The organism is Bacillus sp. 103mf (genome assembly GCF_900116295.1).
Lineage (GTDB): Bacteria > Bacillota > Bacilli > Bacillales > Bacillaceae_G > Bacillus_A > Bacillus_A bruguierae.
The window spans coordinates 1-1,719 of sequence record NZ_FPAF01000043.1 but is presented as its reverse complement, the minus strand read 5'-3'; the positions used below and the strand labels follow the sequence as shown (position 1 = coordinate 1,719).

Sequence of the window (1,719 nt, the reverse complement as noted above, 5' to 3'; positions counted from 1 at the left end):
ACACCCGTTCCCATACCGAACACGGAAGTTAAGCTCTCTAGCGCCGATGGTAGTTGGGACTTTGTCCCTGTGAGAGTAGGACGTTGCCAGGCAATTTGAGACGAGTCAGTATGACTCGTCTTTTTTGTGTATGTACATAAAAATAGCTTTAATCATTGTAAATAATGAACCTAAATATAGGAAGGAAGAGACTGAAGAGTTTTTTATAACAGTATAATTTACAAATATATAGAGCTATAATTCTCTTTAGTATAGCACACGGTAGGGGAATTTACATATGGTATGGAAGCATATAGGGGAAAGGAGGGGAAAATCATTAAAGGAATATGTATGCTATTAATTGCGATTATACTGTGGGGTGGAGCAATTGCTCCAACGAAGTGGGTGCTAGAATCAATACAGCCATTTACGTTATTATTTCTTCGCCTTTGTTTTGCTGGAGGAATATGTGTGCTGTTTTCTTTTAATCAGTTACGCAAAAGTATTGTAAATAGAGATATTCCGTGGAAAAGGGTTAGTTTATTATCTTTTACTGGTGTGGCGGGCTATTTTATGTTTACGTCATATGGTATTGCTTTAACAAGTGGCTTACACGTCAGTATTATTGATGCTGCATTACCATTAGTTACAATTGTTTTTTCTGCTCTTTTTTTAAAAGAAAGAATTCACATCAATTATTGGATTGGAATTGTATTAGGTTTTATTGGTGTAGTATGTATTACAATCCCATCTAATAACGATACTCAAAGTGCTTCTCTGTTAGGGGATATACTTATTTTGTGTAGTACCTTTTTATTTGCTTACTATACAATATTGTTAAAACGACCAAAACAAGAAAAGAATCTATCGAATGAAGTATTTACAACATTGACATTACTTATTGGAGCGGTTATTTTATTCCCTTTTGCTGCTATGGAAGCTTTTTATTATGGTCTGCCTAAACTAAATACGTGGAAGACAGGATTTAGTTTTATGTATCTTGTTGTTGGTGCAACGATTCTTGCTTATTGGTTTTGGAATAAGGCGTTAGAAGAAGTTTCTGCGTCAATAAGTGGACTGTATTTAAATGCACTTCCGCTAGTTAGTATTTTTGTTTCTATTGTTTTATTAAATGAATTTGTAACATGGAAAGTAATGATAGGTGGCATTTTAGTTCTTCTTGGCGTAGTATGGGCGGATCAAAATAAATTGCGAGCTGTAATAAAATCTGTAGGTAGAGGAACTGATAGTAGTGTATGAACAAAGAAGGCAGGTTAATTATCTTATCTTCTTTGTTTGTATACTAAAACTAAACTCATAATAAATGTATATAAGAAATAAGTCTCAGCAATCATTGGATTAAGCTATTTACATGATTGAGGTCGGTGTTCTCTTTTGATAAAATGTTATAGAAGACAGTATATATGGAGAATTGTGATTGATCATATTTTCACTCAATGATGTAGTGAAGCAATCAAATTAAGTGATTGATTGAAAAAGGGTATACGTATTAATTTTTTTATTAAAAGTATTGACTATCCCTATATAGGGGTGTATTATTATAGGAGTCGCCAGTGAAACAAAGTAACTGCGATAACAAAATAAAAAACTTAGTTGACATTGAATAACCGAGATGTTAACATAAGGAAGTCGCCAACTTGAGCGGCGGATAAGTTCTTTGAAAACTGAACGAAACAAACAACGTGAAACGTCAATTTTTATTTATGATGCTAGACAAAC

1 protein-coding gene and 1 rRNA gene are annotated in these 1,719 nt (G+C 33.4%); both read left to right on the top strand.

The annotated features are described in order from the left end of the window. Positions 1 to 92, top strand: a 5S ribosomal RNA gene (gene rrf, locus BM350_RS25905); the annotation flags it as partial. 238 nt (positions 93 to 330) lie between these two features. Beyond that, positions 331 to 1,239, top strand: coding sequence for a DMT family transporter (locus BM350_RS25900; RefSeq protein WP_090920745.1), 909 nt, complete (start codon positions 331 to 333; stop codon positions 1,237 to 1,239). Positions 1,240 to 1,719 lie beyond the last annotated feature (480 nt).

What these genes read in the sequence shown, in the direction of transcription:
- BM350_RS25900 (WP_090920745.1), top strand. Translation starts at nt 331, where the DNA reads ATGCTATTAATTGCGATTATACTGTGGGGTGGAGCAATTGCTCCAACG.